The organism is Eggerthella sp. (assembly GCF_048329335.1).
Lineage (GTDB): Bacteria > Actinomycetota > Coriobacteriia > Coriobacteriales > Eggerthellaceae > Eggerthella > Eggerthella lenta.
The window spans coordinates 1-1820 of record NZ_DBFEGU010000336.1 but is presented as its reverse complement, the minus strand read 5'-3'; the positions used below and the strand labels follow the sequence as shown (position 1 = coordinate 1820).

The following is a 1820-nucleotide window of genomic DNA, read 5'->3' as shown; positions in this document are numbered from 1 at the left end:
ACACGACGGAGCCTCCGTTTGCATTTGGAATCTGGAGAGGATTACCCCTCGGCAGGCTGGAACGTATCTTTATCGGGCGCGAAGGACTGCATGGCCTCAATGGTGCGGGCGAACAGCTCGTCCAGCTCCCAGCCCAGCATTTCGGCGCCGGAGCGGATGACGTCGCGGCTGACACCGGCGGCGAAGCGCTTGTCCTTGAACTTCTTCTTCAGCGACTTCACTTCGAAATCCATGACGCTCTTCGAGGGGCGCATCACTACCGCCGCGCCGATGAGACCGGTCAGTTCTTCGGAGGCGAACAGGATCTTCTCCATCTGCAGCTCGGGCTTCGGCAGCTCCGGGTTGAAGTCGGAGGTGTGGCTCTGGATGGCGCGGATGAGCTCGGGCGAGCCGCCAGCGGCTTCGATGAGCGGCGCCGCGTAGATGGTGTGCAGCTCGGGCTCGTCGTCGTGCTCTTCCCAGTCGAGATCGTGCAGCAGCCCGACGATACCCCAGAACTCCTCGTTCTCAGGATCGAACTCGCGCGCGAAATAACGCATGGTCTGCTCAACCGTCTCGCCGTGCTCGATGTGGAACGGATCCTTGTTGTGCTCCTGCAAAAGCGCGAACGCTTCGTCGCGCGTCAGGCCGGCCTCGAGTGTCGCCATGATGCTCTCCTTCTCGTCTTCGATTGGATGCTCTTCGCTATGCTACCCCATAGGGCGCGCGAAGTCAGCATGGCAATCCGTTCGAACGCACGCCTAGAACACGATGCCGAGCGCGTTCGCCAACAAACCCCAGATGACGCCCATCGCGTACAGCGCCACGATGATGGCGATATTCTCTTTCAGATGGCGGTTCGTGCGAACCAACACCAGCAGGCCCACGCCCGCCGACACGAGCAAACCGGCCAACATGGCGCCCGAGCCCAGCACGCCTTCCACGTACAGCTGCGCGATGACGATGCTGGCCGCGCAGTTCGGCACGAGACCAACCAACGCCGAGCCGAACACCGACAGCGCCGGGTTCGCGCCGAGGAACTCGGCCAGCACGTCCTCGCCCACTACGGCAAGCAGGCCGTTCAGCGCTAGCGTGATGAGGAAGATGAACAGGGTCACCTGCAACGTATGTTTGAGCGCGCTTCTCAGGATTCCGCCTTCGCCGTCGTGGCAATGGCAATGCTCCTGCTCACATAAGTCGTGAATATGCAGCGGCATGTCGATGCGGCGCGCGATGCGAAGGCCGGCATCCACGAGGAAGCCCATGATCATGCCGATGATGATCTTCGCGCCGATGATTTTGAAAATGACGTCGGGCGGCACCTGCTCGGCGATGAAGATGGGCAGCATCTCGTCCGACGTAGAGAGGAACACCGCGAACAGCGTTCCCAACGTGATGACGCGCCCAGCCCACAGCGTCGCGGCAGCCGCGGAGAAGCCGCACTGGGGCACTACGCCAACGACGGCACCGATGAACGGCCCTGCCGCGCCGGCGCGCTGAATGGCAGCCTCGGCCTTCCCACCCGTCTTATGCTCAAGCCACTCCATGGCCAGATACGTGACGAACAGAAACGGAATGATGTAAAGCGTGTCCTTGATCGCGTCTGCCAGCACGTCAAACGCTATATGCATGATTTCTTCCATAACAACGTATTGTAATCCAATCAAGGTTCTGTAACAGCATCGTCGCCGAACGGTCACCAAGAGACCCACGCCCCCAGAACGCGCGAAGGCCCCGCCTCCCGAGGGGGGCGGGGCCTTCGCATGCCGAAACGCCCTCCGCGAGCGCGACGCCCTATCCTCCCACAGCCTGACGCTGCAGTACTTTCGGCGATGGCGGGC

The 1820-nt window shown here is 61.8% G+C and carries 2 protein-coding genes; both read right to left on the bottom strand.

Translation table 11 applies throughout. The features are described 5' to 3' along the window. Positions 1–41: 41 nt before the first annotated feature. Positions 42–647 (bottom strand): HD domain-containing protein, encoded by a 606-nt coding sequence (locus ACMO6A_RS10435; protein WP_009306925.1) that lies wholly within the window; start codon positions 645–647, stop codon positions 42–44. A gap of 93 nt (positions 648–740) precedes the next feature. Further along, the gene (locus ACMO6A_RS10430; protein WP_015761424.1) at positions 741–1610 is read right to left on the bottom strand and encodes an arsenic efflux protein; all 870 of its coding nucleotides are present in this window, start codon (positions 1608–1610) and stop codon (positions 741–743) included. Positions 1611–1820: the final 210 nt, after the last annotated feature.